Below are 19,567 nucleotides of genomic sequence, written 5' to 3' on the forward strand. Positions count from 1 at the left end.
CTTAGCAAAGAAACGTAAGGGTAAAAATCATGTTGATGTATTTATTTTTGCCTGATGTATTTATTTTTCGTATATATAAAAGATATTAATTCATAAATAAAATGTGATTTAAAATAATAATAAAAAAGTTCGATTTATTATTTTTCAGGATCGTCGGTCGCCAAACAGGGTTATATGCGCTCTGACTTTTCATTCAGAGCGACATTCGGCTATGGACTTGCAGTAGGGGCTTTCATCACTTTTGAAAAAATGGCGGAGGATTTATTCGTCCTCTGAGTGAAGGGGAGGGCATCAGACTGCCCTGATGCCCAGCAGTGAAGACGCGGTAGCTTTCCCCTTCAGCAATTCTTCTGTCTTCCCATCCCACGCAATTCTCCCTTCGGCAATCACCACCGATCGCGGCGCAATCCGTGCGGCATCCTCAATACTGTGCGACACCATCAGCATCGTCAGTTGCTGGCGCTGACAGACGTCCTGCACCAGCGCCAGCATCTCCTGGCGCAGAGCGGGATCGAGCGCCGAGAAGGGCTCATCCAGCAGCAGTATTGGCTGCTCTCGCACCAGACAACGCGCCAGCGCCACGCGCTGACGCTGGCCGCCGGAAAGCTCGCCCGGCAGCCTGTCGATGAACCCGGTGATCCCCATCTGTGCGGCAATGATCTCCAGCTTCTGGCGCTGGGCGTCGTTCAGCCTGAGCCCCGGATGCATTCCCAGAGCGATGTTTTGCCGCACCGTCAGATGGGTAAACAGGTTGTTTTCCTGGAACAGCATTGAGACCGGACGTTTTGCGGGCGGCGTGTGGGTATGATCGTGATTTTCAATGACGATCGCGCCGCTTGCCGGCTGAAGAAAACCCGCAATCAAATTAAGCAGCGTGCTTTTTCCCGCGCCGCTTGGGCCAAGTACGGCGATCATCTCCCCCTGGCGCACGGAGAGCGTGAAGCGCATCGGCAGATGCTGGTAAAGCCAGGTTACATCAGTCAGTGTTAACATCGCGCCCCGGAAGTTTTTCGATAACGGTAAATAAGGCAAAGCACAGCAGCAGCAGTAACAGCGCGGTGACCGCGCCGTCCTGACTGCGATAAGAGCCGATTTGCTGATAGAGCCAGAACGGCAGCGTGCGGAAATCTTCGTTGCCAAAGAGGGCTACCACGCCAAAATCGCCAATCGACAGCACGCAAGCAAACGCCAGCGCCTGGGCGAGCGGCCGTTTTAGCGCGCGGAGTTCGACCACCTTCAGTCGCTGCCAGCCCTGCATGCCCAGCGACTGGCACAGTAAACCGTAACGGCTGTTGACGTCGCGCATCGGGTTTTCCAGCACCTTAAGCGCGTAAGGGATGGCCATTAAGGCGTTGGTAAAAATGACGATGCCGTCGGCGCTTTCCGGCAGGCCGATGGTGCTATTGAACAGTAAAAAGAAGCCCGTCGCCAGCACGATGCCCGGCATCGCCAGAATCAGCATGCCCGTCAGCTCCAGCGCCTGTCCGGTTTTACGAGCATGACGCGCGTAGAGCTCGCGGCTGCTCCAGAGCAGCATCATGGTCAGAAGTACACAGACCAGCCCGGCTGCCAGCGCGATGCGCAGCGAGGTCCACGTCGCTTCCCAGAGGACGGGCTGCTGCAGGACGGACGTGAGATTGAGGTTCAGTCCGTCAACGATAACGGCCAGCAGCGGCGGCAGCAGCAGCATGAGCGCCAGCGTAATCAGGATAAAATCGGCGACGCGGCTGTGCAGGCTGTCCTGCGGGTCGCGCCAGCCGGTTATTTGATTACTGCCAGCGGGAATGGCTTTACTCAGTCGCTGGCTCAGCAGCACCAGCACCAGACAGCACGCCATCTGCACCATCGCCAGCAGCGCGGCGCGGCCCGGATCGTAGTCGTAACTTAAGGCCTGATAAATCGCCAGCTCGATGGTGGTGGCCTGCGGCCCGCCGCCGAGCGAAAGCACGGTGGCAAAGCTGGCGAAGCAGAGCATAAAGATTAGCGCGGCCACCGGGGCAATCTGACGTCGCAGCCACGGCCATTCGACAAAGCGGAAGAACGACCAGCCGCGCATGCCGAGCTGAGCCGCAATCTGGCGCTGTTCGCCGGGAATGTTTTCCAGCGCCTGTAAAAAGAGGCGCGTCGCCATCGGCATATTGAAGAAAATGTGCGCCAGCAGGATGCCCTTCAGCCCGTAAGGGGAAAAGGTCCACTCCAGCCCCAAAGATGCAAAGAGCGAAGCCAGCCAGCCCTGACGACCGTAGACGCTCAGAATGCCAAAAACGGCCACCAGAACTGGCAGGATCAGCGTCATGGCGCACAGGCGCAGCAGAGCCTGCCTGCCAGGAAAACGCCGGCGGTACAGCGCTCGCGCGAGGAAAATGGCCGGGATCGCTGACAGCAGCGCAGAAAGAAACGCCTGCCAGAAAGAGAACCGGATAACGTGCCAGAGATAGCTGTCGTGCCAGAGCGCGAGCAGATCGCTCTCTGGCGCATTAAACCACAACGCAAGGAATGCCCCCAGGCTGACCACCACCATCAGCATGGCGGCGAGCAGGCCGGGGATTAACCAGCCGGGAATTAACGGCTGACGGCGCGTTGCCATTCACTTACCCATGCTGCACGCTGCGCGGCGACCTGCTGCGGCGTAAATTCCAGCGAGGTTGTTGGTTTGGTCAACTGCTCGAAACCTGCGGGCAGGGTAACGCTGGTGACCGGATACATCCAGTTGCCTGCGGGAATCGCATTCTGGAACGCCGGTGAAACCATGAACTTCAGGAACTTCTCGGCCAGCTCCGGCTGTTTGCTGGCGGCGGTACGCGCTGCCACTTCCACCTGCAGATAGTGCCCTTCAGCAAAATTCGCGGCGGCGTAGTTGTCTTTCTTCTCTGCGATGATGTGGTAGGCCGGAGAGGTGGTGTAGCTCAGCACCAGATCGCTTTCGCCTTTCAGGAACAGGCCGTAGGCTTCGCTCCAGCCCTTGGTCACGGTGACGGTTTTTGCGGCCAGTTTCTGCCACGCTTCCGGCGCTTTATCTCCATAGACTTTCTGCATCCACAGCAGCAGGCCCAGACCCGGCGTGCTGGTACGCGGATCTTCATAGATCACGCGCCACTTCTGGTCACTTTCCACCAGCTCTTTCAGGCTTTTCGGTGGGTTTTTCAGCTTATTTTTGTCGTAAACAAAAGCAAAATAGCCGTAATCGAACGGCACAAAGGTGTCGTTTTTCCAGCCGCCCGGCACGTTGACGGCATCTGCCGCCACGCCGCTTTTGGCAAACAGTCTGGTTTGCGTCGCGGCTTCCAGCAGGTTGTTATCCAGCCCGAGCACCACGTCGGCCTTGCTGTTTTTCCCTTCCATGCGCAGACGGTTGAGCAGCGACACGCCATCTTCCAGCGCCACGAACTTCAGCTCGCAGTTGCAGTCGGCTTCAAAGGCTTTTTTTACCACCGGGCCAGGGCCCCAGTCGGCGGAGAAGGAATCGTAGGTGTAGACCGTCAGGACGGGTTTCGCGAAAGCAGGCAGCGCAAACAGCGCCAGCAGGGGGAAAACTTTTTTTAACACTTTGCACCTCAGAGTTGAGTGGCAAAGGATTTTGAGCGACAGCCTCAAATCCCTTCGCCGGCGTTATCCGGATCAGGTTCGACGGGTATTATCTCAGCGCACATCTGTGATGCAGCACCCCGTTGAGAACGGCGCTATTGTAATGATTTGGTGAATATTTCGAAAGCGTTATGGTTCCGGCGGCGCAAACCAGGCGGATTTAAAATCAAACCAGCCCAGGGTGTTCATCCGCAGGCCGCGCATGCTGCGCTGTCCCTGGATCAGCAGCCAGTGGTGGATCAACGGTACGATCGTCTGCCCGGCCAGCAGCTCTTGGCACCATGCGGCCAGATCCATTTCGCCTGCCCGCCACTTCGCGGCGTCCTGCTGCCAGTCCCGGTTGATACAGTGCTGAATGAGGGGCACTTCATACAGGTGAGAAAAGAGCGAGAAATCAAGCGGCAGCGTGAAGTTGGCGCTATTGAGCCAGATATCGCTGACGACATCCCCGCGGTGCCATTCATCATAATCGACTTCCTGTATCGCCAGCGTCACGCCTTCGGCCGCCAGCAGCTTGCTCATAATCTTCGCGATAAAACGGTGCTCAATGTGATCGCGATAGTAGCTGAGGGTGATGGTCTCCAGCCCGGCAGGTTTTCCACTGCGCACCGGCTGAGCATGGTGCCAGCGCGGAAGCAGGCCATATGCCGGGAACCACCAGGTCTGGTATTGCTCCTCTGCGTGATAAATCAGGTTAGCCGGGGCCAGAACATGGCTGATCCACGTGCGGACGTCGTGGTTTGCTCCGCGGTGGCTGCGGCTGTCAAAGAGCAGGTAGTAACAGCCCTCCTCCAGGCGACTTTCGAACGCCTTTTCGCTTGTTGTGGGGCCTTCCAGCGTCAGGCCTGCGCTCAGCTCTTCGTTGAGATCCGGTAATACCCAGACGTTCACTTCGTCGATCAGCGCCCGATAGCCAAAATAGTCATCAAAGGCGCGGATTTTGAGCTGGTTGTTGGTATTGCGCGTCACGGAGTAGGGGCCCGTGCCAATCGGCAGGCTGGCAAAATTGTTCAGCGATCGCCATTCGCCGGGCAGGATCATTGAGGGCACGTAGCCCAGCAGCCACGGCAGCCATATGTCCGGCTGCGACAATTCAATGTCCAGCGTCCAGGCCGTGGGGGAGTGGATCCGCGAGACGTGTGAATAGAGCGGAAGCGTGCGGGCGCGTTCCAGGGAGGTGATGACGTCACTCATCTCCAGCTCGCGTCCGTGGTGGAAGTGAATGCCCGGGCGTAAAAAGAAACGCCAGTGCAGGGGGGAAAGCTGCTGCCAGTGGTGCGCGATGTCCGCTTCCAGTTCCCCGTTTTCCTCATTTATTTTCGTCAGGCCGCTGAATATCTGCCGGGCCATATGGGTTTCAGAACGACGTAACGCCGTGCCGGGCAACAGGTTTTTCATTGGCCGATAGTAGAGCACCCGCATAATGTGGCGGCCCTGACGAAAGCTGCGCCCCAGATGCGAGACCAGCATCTGGCGCACGGCGGCCTTGTCGCCCACCAGCTGGACCAGCTGATCGATGCGATCCTGCTCCAGCAGATCCTCCGCCCGCTGTTGCTGCAGCGCCAGACCAGTATAGAGGAAGGTTAAGCGAGAGCGCTTGCCGCGTCCGGCCTCGGCCTCCCAGCTTAGCCAGCCCTGCTGCTGCATGGTGTTGAGCAACGTGCGCATATGGCGGCGAGAGCAGTTGAGAAGTTCTGCCAGCTCGTTAAGCGTGGTCTCCTGCGATTGACCCTCGCAGCACTGCCACAGGCGGATAAATTGTTGTTGCAGTCGACCGGATGGCATAAAAGAGGAACTCCTGACAAAAAATCAGCAATTTATTAATCCCTATATTAGGCCAATAATGCTTTCCGATGAAGTGAGGAGGTAAATTATGAAGAGGTCTACCGCACGTCAGTTTTATCAGCAGTACTTTTCAGCGACAAAAGGATCGTCCTGGCTGGCCCGCCAGTGTGCAGAGCAACGGCTGAAAATATTGGAAGAACTGATGCAGTGGGACGTTACGAAACCGACCTCTTCCCGCTAACTCGCCTCGATCATGTGTGACTGAGTATTGGTGTTTATCACCCGCCAGCAAAATGTTTTTGCTGGCTTTTTTCGTTTATTCTTTCACCCAATTTCGATTCGCTTTCACAAGGACTTGCGCATGCTGTGGTTGATGACGATGGGGCGCCGCCTGAATGGCGTATATGCCGCTTTTATGCTGGTGGCCTTTATGATGGGCGTGGCGGGGGCCCTACAGGCGCCGACGCTGAGCCTGTTCCTCAGCCGCGAGGTGGGCGCACAGCCGTTTTGGGTTGGCCTGTTTTATACCGTTAACGCCATTGCCGGGATCCTCGTTAGCCTGGGACTGGCGAAACGATCGGACAGCCAGGGCGATCGCCGCAGGCTGATCCTCTTTTGCTGCGCGATGGCCGTGGGCAACGCGCTGCTTTTTGCCTTTAACCGGCACTACCTGACGCTCATTACCTGCGGCGTGCTGCTGGCCTCTCTTGCCAATACCGCCATGCCGCAGCTGTTCGCGCTGGCCCGTGAATACGCCGACAGCTCGGCGCGGGAGGTGGTGATGTTCAGCTCGGTGATGCGTGCGCAGCTCTCTCTTGCATGGGTCATCGGCCCGCCGCTGGCCTTCATGCTGGCGCTGAACTATGGCTTCACGGTCATGTTTTCTATCGCGGCAGGCATTTTTATTATTAGCCTGGCGCTGATTGCCTTTGCGCTGCCGTCCGTCGCTCGGATTGAGCAGACGACGGATAAGCCCATCACGCAGGTGAGCGGCTGGCAGGATAAAAACGTCCGCATGCTGTTTATTGCCTCCACGCTGATGTGGACCTGCAACACCATGTACATCATTGATATGCCGCTGTGGATCAGCAGCGATCTGGGCCTGCCGGACAAGCTTGCCGGGATCTTAATGGGCACAGCTGCCGGGCTGGAAATTCCAGCGATGATTCTGGCGGGGTATTACGTGAAGCGCTTCGGAAAGCGTCGGATGATGATCGTCGCCGTGGCGGCCGGGGTGCTGTTTTACGCGGGACTGATCCTTTTCCATTCGCGTGAAGCGCTGCTTGCGCTGCAGCTGTTTAACGCTGTGTTTATTGGCATCGTTGCCGGGATCGGCATGCTCTGGTTCCAGGATCTTATGCCCGGACGCGCAGGCTCTGCGACCACGCTTTTTACCAACAGCATTTCGACGGGCGTTATTCTGGCGGGGGTGATTCAGGGGGCGCTGGCGCAAAGCTATGGCCATGCCTCGGTTTACTGGGTGATTGCGGCGATTTCGGTGGTTACGCTTGGGCTGACCTGCCGGGTCAAGGATGTTTGATTCCGGGAGGTGGCTTCACGAAATGAAACGATTGTCTGACAGGTATCGGAGGGAAGCAATGGCCCGCGTGCAGCGGGCCACTGCTTTTAGCCCATAAACGCAGGCTGTTTTTTCTCGTACGCGGAGATGGCGTCCTCGTGCTGGAGCGTCAGGCCAATGCTGTCCAGACCGTTCAGCATGCAGTGGCGACGGAAGGCATCGATGCTGAAGCTGTAGGTCTTATCCCCGGCTTTCACCACTTCCCCTTCCAGATCCACCTCAAACGCCATGCCCGGGTTCGCCTTAACCAGCGCGAACAATTCATCGACCTGCTCGTCGCTCAGCGTCACCGGCAGCAGCTGATTGTTGAAGCTGTTGCCGTAAAAGATATCCGCGAAGCTCGGGGCGATAACTACCTTAAAGCCGTAGTCGGTCAACGCCCATGGCGCATGCTCACGCGATGAGCCGCAGCCGAAGTTTTCCCGCGCCAGCAGAATGGAGGCACCTTTGTATTCCGGGAAGTTCAGGACGAATTCCGGGTTCGGCACTTCGCCTTTGTCGTCCAGAAAACGCCAGTCGTTAAACAGGTGTGCGCCAAAACCGGTGCGGGTCACTTTCTGCAAAAACTGCTTAGGAATGATCGCGTCCGTATCGACGTTAGCGGCGTCCAGCGGGACAACACGGCCCGTATGTTGGGTAAATTTTTCTGCCATGATTGTCTCCTTATTTCAGGCTGCGAATATCGGCGAAATGGCCGGTAACTGCCGCGGCGGCGGCCATTGCCGGGCTGACCAGATGGGTGCGTCCACCGCGGCCCTGACGGCCTTCAAAGTTACGGTTGCTGGTAGAGGCGCAGCGCTCGCCCGGATTCAGGCGGTCGTTGTTCATCGCCAGACACATTGAGCAGCCCGGCAGGCGCCACTCGAAGCCTGCTTCGATGAAGATCTTATCCAGACCTTCCGCTTCCGCCTGGGCTTTCACCGGACCGGAGCCTGGAACCACCAGCGCCTGCACGCCCGGCGCCACTTTACGGCCTTTGGCAATCTCTGCCGCCGCGCGTAAATCCTCGATACGTGAGTTGGTGCAGGAACCGATAAAGACTTTATCAATGGCGACATCGGTCAACGGTACGCCTGGCTTCAGTCCCATATAGGCCAGCGCTTTTTCCGCACTGGCGCGCTCGACCGGATCGGCGAAGGACGCCGGGTCCGGGATGCTGTCGTTGACGGAAATCACCTGGCCCGGATTGGTGCCCCAGGTCACCTGAGGGGCGATCTCTTCCGCCTGCAGCGTGACAACGGTATCGAAGGTCGCGCCGTCGTCGGTTTTCAGGGTTTTCCAGTACGCCACCGCGTCGTCAAAATCCTGACCCTTCGGCGCATGCAGACGGCCTTTCACATAGTTGAAGGTGGTTTCGTCCGGCGCGACCAGGCCAGCTTTTGCGCCCATCTCAATAGCCATGTTGCATAGGGTCATACGACCTTCCATGCTCAGCGCCTGAATCGCGTCGCCGCAAAATTCCACAACGTGGCCGGTACCGCCCGCGCTGCCGGTTTTACCGATGATGGCCAGCACGATGTCCTTCGCGGTAATGCCCGGAGCGGCTTTACCCTTTACTTCAATTTTCATGGTTTTGGCGCGGCCCTGCTTCAGGGTCTGGGTCGCCAGAACGTGTTCCACTTCAGACGTGCCGATCCCGAAGGCCAGCGCGCCAAACGCGCCGTGGGTTGCGGTATGGGAGTCTCCGCAGACGATGGTCATGCCCGGCAGGGTAATACCCTGCTCAGGCCCCATCACGTGGACGATGCCCTGATACGGATGGTTCAGGTCATACAGCTCAACGCCAAACTCGTTGCAGTTCTTGATCAGCTCCTGCATCTGGATACGCGCCATCTCACCCGAGGCATTAATGTCTTTGGTCTGGGTGGAGACGTTGTGATCCATAGTCGCGAAGGTTTTACCCGGCTGACGTACCGGGCGCTTGTGCGCGCGCAGGCCGTCAAATGCCTGCGGAGAGGTCACTTCGTGTACCAGATGACGGTCAATGTACAGCAGCGGGGTTTCGTTTGGTGCCTCGTAAACAACGTGCGCATCAAACAACTTTTCATATAACGTCTTAGCCATGATTACACCCCTTCAGCGACATAGCGGGCAATAATGTCGCCCATTTCATCGGTACTGACTGCTGCCGTGCCGCGCGCTAAGTCACCGGTACGGACGCCTTCTTCTAACGCCCGGTTAATGGCGTTTTCAATTGCGGTTGCTGCGTCGCCTGCATCGAGGCTATAGCGCAGCAGCAGGGCCAGGGAGAGGATCTGCGCAATCGGATTAGCAATGTTTTTGCCGGCGATATCCGGTGCGGAGCCGCCCGCCGGTTCGTACAGTCCAAAGCCTTCTTCATTCAGACTGGCGGATGGCAGCATGCCCATAGAACCGGTGATCATCGCGCACTCGTCAGACAAGATATCGCCGAACAGGTTGGAGCAGAGCAGCACGTCAAACTGGGACGGATCCTTAATCAGCTGCATCGTTGCGTTGTCGATGTACATGTGCGACAGCTCAACGTCCGGGTACTGCTTAGCGACTTCACTGACGATCTCGCGCCACAAAATGGACGACTGCAGCACGTTCGCTTTATCAATGGAGGTCACCTTATGGCGGCGCTTACGTGCTGACTCAAACGCGATATGGGCGATACGTTCAATTTCGAAACGGTGATACACCTCGGTATCAAACGCTTTCTCATGCTGGCCGCTGCCTTCGCGACCTTTTGGCTGACCAAAGTAGATCCCACCCGTCAGCTCGCGCACGCAGAGAATGTCGAATCCGTTGGCCGCGATGTCCGCGCGCAGCGGGCAGAACTCTTCCAGCCCCTGATACAGCTTCGCCGGACGCAGGTTGCTGAACAGCTTAAAATGTTTACGCAGCGGCAGCAGCGCGCCGCGCTCTGGTTGCTCTGCCGGCGGGAGATGTTCCCATTTTGGGCCACCGACGGAGCCAAACAGCACGGCATCGGCATTTTCGCAGCCTTCAACGGTGGCTTTCGGCAATGGCGTTCCGTGATTATCAATCGCAATACCGCCCACGTCGTAGTGGCTGGTGGTAATTTTCATCGCAAAACGCGTGCGAACGGCTTCCAGTACTTTCAGCGCCTGTGCCATTACTTCCGGGCCAATACCATCACCCGGCAACACAGCAATATGGTAATTCTTCGACATTACACGGTTTCCTTGTTGTTCTCTTTATTCTGAGCTTTGCGTTGCAACTCTTTTTCGACTTCAGCGGCGCGCCAGATGTTGTTCAGGACATGCACCATCGCTTTCGCGGAGGATTCGACAATATCCGTCGCCAGGCCCACACCGTGGAAACGGCGGCCATTGTAGTTGACGACGATATCCACCTGACCCAGCGCATCTTTACCATGTCCTTTCGCCGTCAGGTCATACTTCACTAACTCAACGTCGTACTCGGTGACGCGGTTGATCGCCTGATAGATAGCGTCGACAGGGCCGTTGCCGTTTGCCGCTTCCGCTTTAATTTCATCACCGCAGGCCAGTTTGACCGAGGCGGTGGCGATGTCGCTGGAGCCGGACTGCACGTTGAAGTAATCCAGACGGAAGTGCTCTGGCTCTTCCTGCTGCTTGTTGATGAAGGCCAGCGCTTCCAGGTCGTAATCGAACACCTGGCCTTTCTTGTCGGCCAGCTTCAGGAACGCGTCGTACAGCTGATCCATGTTGTAATCGCTGTCCTGATAGCCCATCTCTTCCATACGGTGTTTCACCGCCGCACGGCCGGAACGGGAGGTCAGGTTCAACTGCACCTGGTTCAGGCCGATAGATTCCGGGGTCATGATTTCGTAGTTTTCACGGTTCTTCAGCACGCCGTCCTGGTGAATGCCGGAGGAGTGTGCGAAGGCGCCGGTGCCGACAATCGCCTTGTTGGCCGGAATCGGCATGTTGCAAATCTGGCTGACGGTCTGGCTGGTGCGCCAGATTTCGTTGTGATTGATGCGGGTGTGCACGTCCATGATGTCTTTGCGCACCTTGATTGCCATAATCACTTCTTCCAGCGAACAGTTGCCCGCGCGCTCGCCGATACCGTTCATCGCGCCTTCTACCTGACGCGCGCCGGCGTGCACCGCGGCGATGGCATTGCCTACGGCCAGGCCCAAATCATCATGGGTATGCACTGAGATGATCGCTTTATCAATATTCGGTACGCGCTCATACAGGCCGGTGATGATGTTGGAGAACTCAAACGGCATGGTGTAGCCGACGGTGTCCGGGATGTTGATGGTTTTCGCGCCCGCGTTGATGGCGGCTTCCACTACGCGCGCCAGGTCTTCGATTGGCGTACGGCCCGCATCTTCACAGGAGAATTCAACGTCATCGGTGTAGTTGCGTGCGCGCTTAACCATATATACCGCGCGTTCAATGACCTCATCCAGCGTGCTGCGCAACTTGGTTGCGATATGCATGGGGGAGGTGGCAATAAAGGTGTGAATACGGAAGGCTTCGGCCACTTTCAGCGACTCAGCAGCAACGTCGATGTCTTTCTCTACGCAGCGCGCCAGACCGCACACGCGGCTGTTTTTAATGGTGCGGGCGATAGTCTGGACGGATTCGAAATCACCCGGAGACGAGACCGGGAAGCCGACCTCCATCACGTCGACGCCCATACGTTCGAGAGCCAGCGCAATCTGCAGTTTCTCTTTTACACTCAGGCTTGCCTGTAATGCCTGTTCACCGTCACGTAAAGTTGTATCGAAAATAATGACTTGCTGGCTCATGGGTTAGGTCCTTGTCAGTCTTAGGGCGCCTTGCTACGAGCATAAAAAAACCCGCGCAGTGGCGCGGGTTTTTAGTCTTACTGGTGACGATTCAACGCTGAATTTCGCCCGCCAGTCTACCGCGCACAGTGGATGCGTTTAGTAGTAGTAGACCGGTGAAACGAATGGTGCGTGTCATGAATCGTGCTCCGTTAAATTCAATATGCTTTTAGTGGTACTGGATACGACTGTGCATGTCAACCCCTGATGGTAAAAACGGCCCCGGAAGGTCGAGCAGGGAGGATGTGTGCTTTAGCTTATTGTGCTGGATTTTTCTTGTCTGGCTTTACAAATTGTCTAAATTTGGACTTAAAAAACATTTGCAGAAACAAATAAAATTAATAGGTATTTTTCAGGCGATCGTTTTGTTATGTAGGTGTCCTTTTAAAAATTCTTTAATATCACTTATTTATCATTCTGGTAAGTGTGTTTTGACTTCACTGAAATGAAAGGTGATAACAGATTATTAACTTAGTACTGAGCAACAGCGATAACAGTTTAATTATACTTAAGTCATCCTTAACTGGATGGTTGTTGTATATTGATTCGGTTTATGGTTTCATTCCAGCACTAAAGTTAAACATATCTTTTGCGTCTATTTTTATTTTAACGTTATTACGTGATCTTTATATATTCCGATTTTTAAACAATTTTCTTTCGCTGGTCGTATTTGCATGGTAAATCATATTTTCTGAAATTATTACAGTGCGTTGGCGAAGGGAGTGTAGCGTGACAGTGGAGTCAGAAGTGCCAGAAAATAATATTAAACAACCACAAGTTACTGATGGGATTAAACCGCAGTTGCGCACGGTGGATCTTAATCTATTGACGGTGTTTGATGCCGTCATGCAGGAGCAGAATATCACCCGGGCGGCACAATCGTTGGGAATGTCACAACCTGCGGTAAGCAACGCGGTTGCCAGGCTTAAAGTGATGTTCAACGACGAATTATTCGTTCGTTATGGCAGAGGGATCCAGCCGACAGCGCGGGCTTTCCAGCTTTTCGGCTCCATCCGCCAGGCGCTGCAGCTGGTGCAAAATGAGCTGCCAGGCTCGGGCTTTGAACCCTTAAGCAGTGAGAGAGTATTCCATCTCTGCGTCTGCAGCCCATTAGATAATTATCTGACATCAATTATTTATAATAAAGTTGAAGAGATCGCACCTAATATTAATCTTGTCTTTAAATCGTCCTTAAATCAAAACACTGAACACCAGTTACGTTACCAGGAAACCGAATTCGTCCTGGGTTATGAAGAATTCCGCCGACCTGAATTTTCCTGCGTACCGCTGTTTAAAGATGAAATGGTGCTGGTTGCCAGCAAAAAACATCCACGACTGAATGCTCCGCTACGTGAAAGTGACGTTTATAGCGAACAGCATGCCGTTGTCGCGCTCGACAGATATGCCTCCTTTAGCCTGCCGTGGTACGACACTGCGGAGAAACAGGCGAGCGTGGCTTATCAGGGAATGGCCATGGTCAGCGTATTAAACGTCGTTTCCCAGACGCAGTTGGTGGCAATTGCGCCACGCTGGCTGGCAGAAGAGTTCTCTGGCGCATTAAATCTGCAAATTCTGCCCCTGCCGCTCAAGCTAAATAGCCGTACCTGCTATCTCTCCTGGCATGAAGCCGCTGGACGGGATAAAGGACATCAGTGGATGGAAGAGCTACTTATTAGCATCTGCCGTCGATAATCGAGTCAGGATAAATTGCATCTCTGCATGTGATTTATCCTGGTTTTATTTCATTTATTGATATTTTGTTCTGTTGTGTATTTTGTCTGGCGGCTGCCAGGCCTGTAAAAATAGATGATTTTCTGGATCGCCGCGCTTTTCAGCGATGATTTATCATCTCGTCCTCTAATTTCAGATGAATTAACCATATCCTCTGACAATGTCTGTTTTTTCTGCTTTCACTGCCTCTTCTCTCTCCTGGTTTGCGAATTGCCTGCCTCATAACGAGCGGTTAAGGTAAGTATCACTCTGCAAAATAGAAGACGGGTTCATCCCGATCGCAAGACGGTGCGGAAATGAATTCGGCGGTCCGTCTATAACAAAATGCCTGGAGGCAAAGCATGGAGATGTTGTCTGGCGCGGAAATGGTCGTCCGGTCGCTGATCGATCAGGGCGTAAAGCAAGTGTTCGGCTATCCTGGCGGTGCGGTTCTTGATATTTATGATGCGCTGCATACGGTAGGGGGCATTGACCATGTGCTGGTACGCCATGAGCAGGCGGCGGTGCACATGGCCGATGGCCTGGCGCGTGCGACGGGTGAAGTAGGCGTGGTCCTGGTCACGTCGGGGCCCGGTGCGACAAACGCCATTACCGGCATTGCGACTGCGTACATGGACTCTATTCCGCTGGTGATCCTTTCCGGACAGGTCGCGACATCACTGATTGGCTATGACGCGTTTCAGGAGTGCGACATGGTCGGGATTTCGCGTCCCGTTGTGAAGCACAGCTTCCTGGTCAAGCAAACCGAAGACATTCCTGGCGTGCTGAAGAAGGCGTTCTGGCTGGCGGCAAGCGGGCGCCCGGGGCCGGTGGTGGTCGATCTCCCTAAAGATATCCTGAACCCGGCAAACAAGCTGCCTTATGTCTGGCCGGAATCGGTGAGCATGCGCTCTTACAACCCAACAACGCAGGGCCACAAAGGTCAGATCAAACGCGCGCTGCAAACGCTGCTGGCTGCTAAAAAACCGGTGGTCTATGTCGGTGGCGGGGCTGTCAATTCAGCGTGTGAGGCACAGCTTCGTGAACTGGTTGAAAAGCTCAATCTTCCTGTTGCGTCATCGCTGATGGGGCTCGGAGCGTTTCCCGCCACCCACCGTCAGGCGCTCGGCATGTTAGGGATGCACGGTACCTATGAAGCCAACATGACAATGCATCATTCTGACGTGATCTTTGCCGTCGGCGTGCGTTTTGACGATCGTACTACCAACAACCTGGCGAAGTACTGCCCGAATGCCACCGTGCTGCACATTGATATTGATCCAACCTCAATTTCAAAAACAGTGTCGGCTGATGTACCTATCGTCGGTGACGCTCGTCAGGTCCTTGAACAAATGCTGGATCTGCTGGCCCTGGAGAACACAGCTCAGCCGCTGGATGAGATCCGCGACTGGTGGCAGCAAATTGAGCAGTGGCGCGCGCGGCAGTGTCTGAAATATGACACCCAAAGCGAGCATATTAAGCCGCAGGCGGTCATCGAAGCGGTCTGGCGACTGACGAAAGGCGATGCATATGTAACCTCTGACGTGGGCCAGCATCAAATGTTTGCCGCCCTCTATTATCCGTTTGATAAACCTCGTCACTGGATCAACTCGGGTGGTTTAGGCACGATGGGCTTTGGCCTGCCTGCCGCGCTGGGCGTTAAGCTGGCGCTGCCAAATGAAACTGTTGTCTGCGTGACCGGTGACGGCAGTATCCAGATGAACATTCAGGAGCTCTCCACCGCGCTGCAATATGAGCTGCCGGTGCTGGTGCTCAACCTCAACAACGGCTATCTCGGCATGGTGAAGCAGTGGCAGGATATGATCTACTCGGGCCGCCACTCTCAGTCGTACATGGAATCGCTGCCGGATTTTGTTCGTCTTGCTGAAGCTTACGGTCATGTGGGGATGCGGGTGACCGATCCGGCTGAACTGGAAACGAAACTCGCAGAAGCGCTTGAGCACGTTAAAAACAACCGCCTTGTCTTTATGGATGTCATCGTTGATGGGACCGAGCACGTTTATCCGATGCATATTCGCGGCGGCGGAATGGATGAGATGTGGTTAAGTAAAACGGAGAGAACCTGATATGCGCCGGATATTATCGGTATTACTGGAAAACGAGTCTGGCGCACTGTCGCGCGTCATTGGGCTTTTTGCGCAGCGCGGCTATAACATTGAAAGCCTGACCGTAGCGCCAACGGACGATCCGACGCTGTCGCGTATGACGATTCAGACCGTTGGCGACGCCAAGGTGATTGAGCAGATCGAGAAACAGCTGCATAAGCTGGTCGACGTGCTGCGCGTGAGCGAGCTGGGGCAGGGCGCTTACGTTGAGCGTGAGGTCATGCTGGTAAAAATTCAGGCCAGCGGTTACGGGCGGGAAGAGGTCAAACGCAATGCGGATATCTTCCGCGGGCAGATCATCGACGTCACGCCTTCTCTTTATACGGTTCAGCTGGTCGGAACCAGTGACAAGCTGGACGCTTTCCTGGCGTCCGTGCGGGATGTAGCAAAAATTGTTGAGGTGGCGAGATCGGGGATCGTTGGTCTGTCACGCGGCGAGAAAATCATGCGGTAGTTATTAAAAAGGTTCGCCTCTTTCAGCCCGGTCACCAAAGCCGGGCTTTTTTTTGCGTAATCAGCCGACAACGCAGATAAAAGCGGTTGCCGCGAAGGCTTTTCTGCGTTTAGATGTTAAAAGATTTAACCATAACCTTGACAGGGCCATGGACTCTTTTCTTTTTTTAAGGGGCAATTGTGAAACTGGATGAAATCGCCCGGCTAGCCGGCGTGTCACGAACAACGGCCAGCTATGTGATTAACGGCAAAGCAAAGCAGTACCGTGTCAGCGATAAGACCGTTGAAAAAGTTATGGCGGTGGTTCGTGAGCATAACTACCATCCGAATGCTGTCGCTGCCGGCCTGCGCGCCGGGCGCACCCGCTCTATTGGTCTGGTGATCCCGGATCTGGAAAACACCAGCTATACCCGTATCGCCAACTATCTTGAACGTCAGGCTCGTCAGCGCGGTTACCAGTTGCTGATCGCCTGTTCTGAAGACCAGCCCGATAACGAGATGCGCTGCATTGAGCATCTGCTCCAGCGTCAGGTTGATGCCATCATCGTCTCGACCTCCTTACCGCCGGAGCATCCGTTCTACCAGCGCTGGGCGAACGATCCTTTCCCCATCGTTGCGCTGGACCGCGCACTCGATCGTGAGCATTTCACAAGCGTAGTGGGTGCCGATCAGGATGACGCGGAAATGCTGGCCGCTGAGCTGAGAACTTTCCCCGCTGAAACGGTGCTGTATCTTGGCGCGCTGCCTGAGCTTTCCGTGAGCTTCCTGCGTGAGCAGGGGTTCAGAACCGCCTGGAAAGACGATCCGCGTGAAGTCCACTATCTCTATGCCAACAGCTATGAACGCGAAGCCGCTGCGCAGCTGTTCGAAAAATGGCTGGAGACGCACCCGATGCCCCAGGCGCTGTTCACCACGTCGTTTGCTCTTCTGCAGGGGGTGATGGATGTCACCTTACGTCGTGAAGGCAAGCTTCCCTCCGACCTGGCGATTGCCACGTTCGGGGATAACGAGCTTCTCGATTTCCTTCAGTGCCCGGTGCTGGCAGTGGCTCAGCGTCACCGCGATGTAGCTGAGCGCGTCCTGGAGATTGTTCTGGCGAGCCTGGATGAGCCACGTAAACCGAAGCCGGGTCTGACGCGTATCAAACGTAATCTCTATCATCGCGGAATTTTGAGCCGCCATAAATGAAATGACGGGGCGGCGAAAACCGCCCCTTTTTACTGGAATAATTTGCAGAGTTAATTCCCGCAATGAAATTAGGATAATTCTTGAGAGATCATAATCTACTATTTTTCCTAATTCATTTTGTCGTTTAAAATGGTCCTTAAAGAATCACGAAGCCATTTTAAAAGCCTCTCTTTGTATTATTTTGTTACAAACCCTCTTCGGTCGATGAATATTCAGCCGTTTTTCCTTCCCCCTTGACCGGCCAGCAGCGCAGCCGTCGCCTTCACCGTCCGCTTGCGTGAATCTGGCGCTGTTATCCCCAGAGAATCTGTCATAAAATGCTGCCCGCGTCGCAAACTGACACTTTATATTTATCTGCGATGATATTGAGTGAGCCTTAACGCTAGTGTGCATATTCGGTTTTTTTCTTACAAATATTCATAACGTTAATTTTGCCTCGCCAGTTGTGCAGTTATTAGCCAGGTCTGTTTATCTCTGTAAATAGCGGCCTTTCGGGTCCTTATAGGGAGAGTCCTGGCTTGACAAGCTTTTCCCTCGCTCCGTAAACTCCTTTAGGTGGGAATTTGTGGGTTAAAGTGGTGAGGAGGGGTGAGACTGGCATGTTCCGTGGAGCTACGTTAGTCAATCTCGACAGCAAAGGGCGTTTATCGGTCCCAACCCGATATCGCGACCAGCTGATTGAGAACGCTTCGGGTCAAATGGTTTGCACCATTGACATCAACTCCCCCTGCCTGCTGCTTTACCCCTTACCTGAATGGGAAATTATTGAGCAAAAGCTGTCGCGACTGTCGAGCATGAACCCGCAAGAGCGCCGCGTGCAGCGGCTGTTATTGGGACATGCCAGTGAGTGTCAGATGGATAGCGCCGGGCGATTACTGATTGCGCCCGTGCTGCGGCAACATGCCGGTCTGACCAAAGAAGTGATGCTGGTCGGACAGTTCAACAAGTTTGAACTGTGGGACGAAACGACCTGGTATCAACAGGTCAAGGAAGATATCGACGCTGAGCAGTCTGATTCCGCAACTTTATCGGAACGGCTGCAGGACTTGTCTCTATAAATATGATGGAAAATTATAAACACAAAACGGTGCTGCTGGACGAGGCCGTGAACGGCCTGAACATTCGTCCGGATGGCATCTACATTGATGGCACGTTTGGTCGCGGTGGTCACTCGCGTTTGATCCTCTCCCAGCTTGGAGAGGAAGGGCGTCTGCTGGCAATCGATCGCGATCCGCAGGCGATTGCCGTTGCACAGACCATCAATGACCCACGCTTTTCCATCGTGCATGGACCTTTCTCTGCGCTCGCGGATTACGTTGCCGAGCGCGATCTTACGGGCAAGATCGACGGGATTCTTCTCGATCTTGGCGTCTCTTCACCCCAGCTTGATGATGCAGAACGCGGCTTCTCCTTTATGCGCGACGGTCCGCTGGACATGCGTATGGACCCGACGCGTGGCCAGTCTGCCGCCGAATGGCTGCAGACCGCTGACGAAGCGGATATTGCCTGGGTGATCAAAACCTTTGGCGAAGAACGTTTTGGCAAGCGCATTGCGCGCGCCATCGTTGAGCGCAACCGCGTTGAGCCAATGACCCGCACCAAAGAGCTGGCCGAAGTGATTGCGGCGGCGACGCCGGTGAAGGATAAGCACAAACATCCCGCGACCCGTACCTTCCAGGCGGTTCGCATCTGGGTAAACAGTGAACTGGAGGAAATAGAGCTGGCGCTAAAAAGCTCGCTCGACGTGCTGGCCCCGGGTGGGCGGTTATCCATCATCAGCTTCCATTCGCTGGAAGACCGCATTGTGAAACGCTTCATGCGTGAACAGAGCCGCGGTCCACAAGTGCCAGCGGGGCTGCCGATGACGGAAGAACAACTCAGGAAGCTGGGTGGCCGTCAGTTGCGAGCATTAGGCAAGTTGATGCCGGGCGAAGAAGAGGTGGCAGAGAATCCACGCGCCCGTAGTTCAGTGCTGCGAGTTGCAGAGAGGACGAACGCATGATCGGCAGAGTGACAGAGACCCTAAGCAAAGTTAAGGGATCGTTAGGAAGCAACGAGCGCCATGCTTTGCCTGGCGTGATCGGCGACGATCTTTTGCGGTTTGGGAAGCTGCCACTCTGCCTGTTCATTTGCATCATTGTTACGGCAGTTACGGTGGTGACCACGGCTCACCATACACGTTTATTGACTGCGCAGCGCGAGCAGCTGGTGCTTGAACGCGATGCGCTGGATATTGAATGGCGAAATCTGATCCTTGAAGAAAACGCGCTCGGCGATCACAGCCGGGTTGAACGGATCGCAACGGAAAAGCTGCAACTGCAGCATGTTGATCCTTCCCAGGAAAATATCGTAGTACAAAAATAAGGGAAAACG

General features: G+C 54.9%; 18 protein-coding genes and 1 riboswitch. Of the genes, 9 read left to right on the forward strand and 9 right to left on the reverse strand.

Going from position 1 to position 19,567, the window contains the following annotated elements:
* Positions 1-291: 291 nt before the first annotated feature.
* From thiQ to sgrR, 4 genes are all read right to left on the reverse strand, one after another.
* Positions 292-993, reverse strand: coding sequence for a thiamine ABC transporter ATP-binding protein ThiQ (gene thiQ / locus V1603_RS06735; RefSeq protein WP_248096201.1), 702 nt, complete (start codon positions 991-993; stop codon positions 292-294).
* Positions 977-2,587 (reverse strand): thiamine/thiamine pyrophosphate ABC transporter permease ThiP, encoded by a 1,611-nt coding sequence (thiP, locus tag V1603_RS06740; RefSeq protein WP_166710100.1) that lies wholly within the window; start codon positions 2,585-2,587, stop codon positions 977-979. The genes thiQ and thiP overlap by 17 nt, the downstream gene beginning before the upstream one ends.
* Positions 2,563-3,546 carry a thiamine ABC transporter substrate binding subunit gene (thiB, locus tag V1603_RS06745; protein ID WP_192981989.1) on the reverse strand — a complete coding sequence of 328 codons (984 nt, stop codon included), beginning with the start codon at positions 3,544-3,546 and terminating at the stop codon, positions 2,563-2,565. Before thiB ends, thiP begins: the two co-directional genes overlap by 25 nt.
* Positions 3,547-3,577: 31 nt before the next feature.
* Positions 3,578-3,678: riboswitch (TPP riboswitch) on the reverse strand.
* A gap of 36 nt (positions 3,679-3,714) precedes the next feature.
* Complete coding sequence (gene sgrR, locus V1603_RS06750) at positions 3,715-5,370, reverse strand: HTH-type transcriptional regulator SgrR (RefSeq protein ID WP_395313677.1); 1,656 nt, start codon at positions 5,368-5,370, stop codon at positions 3,715-3,717.
* 88 nt (positions 5,371-5,458) lie between these two features.
* On the opposite strand from sgrR, the gene sgrT reads away from it, so the two are divergent.
* Positions 5,459-5,611 (forward strand): glucose uptake inhibitor SgrT, encoded by a 153-nt coding sequence (gene sgrT / locus V1603_RS06755; protein WP_116342480.1) that lies wholly within the window; start codon positions 5,459-5,461, stop codon positions 5,609-5,611.
* A gap of 120 nt (positions 5,612-5,731) precedes the next feature.
* Complete coding sequence (locus V1603_RS06760; RefSeq protein ID WP_116342482.1) at positions 5,732-6,910, forward strand: sugar efflux transporter; 1,179 nt, start codon at positions 5,732-5,734, stop codon at positions 6,908-6,910.
* A gap of 86 nt (positions 6,911-6,996) precedes the next feature.
* On the opposite strand, the gene leuD is transcribed toward V1603_RS06760, so the two are convergent.
* From leuD to leuL, 5 genes are all read right to left on the reverse strand, one after another.
* Entirely contained in the window at positions 6,997-7,602 is a 606-nt protein-coding gene (leuD, locus tag V1603_RS06765) for a 3-isopropylmalate dehydratase small subunit (protein WP_023345432.1), read from the reverse strand.
* A gap of 10 nt (positions 7,603-7,612) precedes the next feature.
* Positions 7,613-9,013, reverse strand: coding sequence for a 3-isopropylmalate dehydratase large subunit (gene leuC, locus V1603_RS06770; protein WP_163330309.1), 1,401 nt, complete (start codon positions 9,011-9,013; stop codon positions 7,613-7,615).
* 2 nt (positions 9,014-9,015) lie between these two features.
* Positions 9,016-10,107, reverse strand: coding sequence for a 3-isopropylmalate dehydrogenase (gene leuB / locus V1603_RS06775; protein ID WP_163330310.1), 1,092 nt, complete (start codon positions 10,105-10,107; stop codon positions 9,016-9,018).
* On the reverse strand, positions 10,107-11,678 hold the full coding sequence (leuA, locus tag V1603_RS06780; RefSeq protein WP_116342492.1) for a 2-isopropylmalate synthase: 1,572 nt from the start codon (positions 11,676-11,678) through the stop codon (positions 10,107-10,109). Before leuA ends, leuB begins: the two co-directional genes overlap by 1 nt.
* Before the next feature lie 91 nt (positions 11,679-11,769).
* Positions 11,770-11,856, reverse strand: a complete 87-nt coding sequence (gene leuL, locus V1603_RS06785; RefSeq protein ID WP_071786497.1) for a leu operon leader peptide — start codon at positions 11,854-11,856, stop codon at positions 11,770-11,772.
* 590 nt (positions 11,857-12,446) lie between these two features.
* Here leuL and leuO point away from each other — a divergent pair.
* The 7 genes from leuO to ftsL all read left to right on the forward strand — a co-directional run bounded on the left by leuO (position 12,447) and on the right by ftsL (position 19,558).
* Complete coding sequence (gene leuO / locus V1603_RS06790; RefSeq protein WP_395313678.1) at positions 12,447-13,409, forward strand: transcriptional regulator LeuO; 963 nt, start codon at positions 12,447-12,449, stop codon at positions 13,407-13,409.
* A 380-nt stretch (positions 13,410-13,789) separates the two neighbouring features.
* Complete coding sequence (gene ilvI / locus V1603_RS06795; protein ID WP_166710107.1) at positions 13,790-15,514, forward strand: acetolactate synthase 3 large subunit; 1,725 nt, start codon at positions 13,790-13,792, stop codon at positions 15,512-15,514.
* Between the two features lies 1 nt (position 15,515).
* Entirely contained in the window at positions 15,516-16,007 is a 492-nt protein-coding gene (ilvN, locus tag V1603_RS06800; protein ID WP_045259452.1) for an acetolactate synthase small subunit, read from the forward strand.
* Between the two features lie 179 nt (positions 16,008-16,186).
* Positions 16,187-17,194 carry a catabolite repressor/activator gene (gene cra / locus V1603_RS06805; protein ID WP_014168621.1) on the forward strand — a complete coding sequence of 336 codons (1,008 nt, stop codon included), beginning with the start codon at positions 16,187-16,189 and terminating at the stop codon, positions 17,192-17,194.
* Between the two features lie 599 nt (positions 17,195-17,793).
* Complete coding sequence (gene mraZ / locus V1603_RS06810) at positions 17,794-18,252, forward strand: division/cell wall cluster transcriptional repressor MraZ (protein WP_014882537.1); 459 nt, start codon at positions 17,794-17,796, stop codon at positions 18,250-18,252.
* Between the two features lie 2 nt (positions 18,253-18,254).
* A complete protein-coding gene (gene rsmH, locus V1603_RS06815) occupies positions 18,255-19,196 on the forward strand; it encodes a 16S rRNA (cytosine(1402)-N(4))-methyltransferase RsmH (RefSeq protein ID WP_028015503.1) in 942 nt (313 codons plus the stop codon).
* Positions 19,193-19,558 carry a cell division protein FtsL gene (ftsL, locus tag V1603_RS06820; RefSeq protein ID WP_006173860.1) on the forward strand — a complete coding sequence of 122 codons (366 nt, stop codon included), beginning with the start codon at positions 19,193-19,195 and terminating at the stop codon, positions 19,556-19,558. The genes rsmH and ftsL overlap by 4 nt, the downstream gene beginning before the upstream one ends.
* Positions 19,559-19,567: the final 9 nt, after the last annotated feature.

The sequence above is a fragment of the Enterobacter sp. ECC-219 genome (assembly GCF_043966805.1).
Taxonomy (GTDB): domain Bacteria; phylum Pseudomonadota; class Gammaproteobacteria; order Enterobacterales; family Enterobacteriaceae; genus Enterobacter; species Enterobacter cloacae_N.

Bases quoted from the DNA above. Each gene is read 5' to 3' on its own strand.
- ftsL (WP_006173860.1), top strand. From the start codon at position 19,193: ATGATCGGCAGAGTGACAGAGACCCTAAGCAAAGTTAAGGGATCGTTA.
- rsmH (WP_028015503.1), top strand. From the start codon at position 18,255: ATGATGGAAAATTATAAACACAAAACGGTGCTGCTGGACGAGGCCGTG.
- leuL (WP_071786497.1), bottom strand. From the start codon at position 11,856: ATGACACGCACCATTCGTTTCACCGGTCTACTACTACTAAACGCATCC.
- ilvI (WP_166710107.1), top strand. From the start codon at position 13,790: ATGGAGATGTTGTCTGGCGCGGAAATGGTCGTCCGGTCGCTGATCGAT.
- thiP (WP_166710100.1), bottom strand. From the start codon at position 2,587: ATGGCAACGCGCCGTCAGCCGTTAATTCCCGGCTGGTTAATCCCCGGC.
- ilvN (WP_045259452.1), top strand. From the start codon at position 15,516: ATGCGCCGGATATTATCGGTATTACTGGAAAACGAGTCTGGCGCACTG.
- sgrR (WP_395313677.1), bottom strand. From the start codon at position 5,370: ATGCCATCCGGTCGACTGCAACAACAATTTATCCGCCTGTGGCAGTGC.
- sgrT (WP_116342480.1), top strand. From the start codon at position 5,459: ATGAAGAGGTCTACCGCACGTCAGTTTTATCAGCAGTACTTTTCAGCG.
- leuA (WP_116342492.1), bottom strand. From the start codon at position 11,678: ATGAGCCAGCAAGTCATTATTTTCGATACAACTTTACGTGACGGTGAA.
- leuD (WP_023345432.1), bottom strand. From the start codon at position 7,602: ATGGCAGAAAAATTTACCCAACATACGGGCCGTGTTGTCCCGCTGGAC.
- leuB (WP_163330310.1), bottom strand. From the start codon at position 10,107: ATGTCGAAGAATTACCATATTGCTGTGTTGCCGGGTGATGGTATTGGC.
- V1603_RS06760 (WP_116342482.1), top strand. From the start codon at position 5,732: ATGCTGTGGTTGATGACGATGGGGCGCCGCCTGAATGGCGTATATGCC.
- thiQ (WP_248096201.1), bottom strand. From the start codon at position 993: ATGTTAACACTGACTGATGTAACCTGGCTTTACCAGCATCTGCCGATG.
- mraZ (WP_014882537.1), top strand. From the start codon at position 17,794: ATGTTCCGTGGAGCTACGTTAGTCAATCTCGACAGCAAAGGGCGTTTA.
- leuC (WP_163330309.1), bottom strand. From the start codon at position 9,013: ATGGCTAAGACGTTATATGAAAAGTTGTTTGATGCGCACGTTGTTTAC.